Genomic DNA, 245 nt, shown 5'->3' on the forward strand with positions numbered 1-245 from the left:
GATTTTAGTGATGCTGTTTGCTTATCAAATTCTGAGCCATTGCCGTTGTTTAGAGACTTTTGTAGAGAGTCCATAATGACAGCTACTTGCTGTGAAAAGCTCTTAAGCTGTTCAGGACTTAACTTGCTGAAGTCCATTGTATTCAGGATGTCAGTTATGGACTTTTTAATATTAGGGTTAATATCAATGGAATTAAATGCACTTATTACGTCTAATACTGAAGCCTGAATTTCAGCATTTGCGCT

1 protein-coding gene is annotated in these 245 nt (G+C 36.3%); it reads right to left on the reverse strand.

Annotated elements, in window-relative coordinates; translation table 11 throughout:
- Window positions 1–245: hypothetical protein (locus R2R70_RS22410; RefSeq protein ID WP_410979259.1), on the reverse strand; the 245-nt coding region annotated here is incomplete at both ends.

The organism is Cobetia sp. SIMBA_158, from assembly GCF_046566945.1.
Classification (GTDB): domain Bacteria; phylum Pseudomonadota; class Gammaproteobacteria; order Pseudomonadales; family Halomonadaceae; genus Cobetia; species Cobetia amphilecti.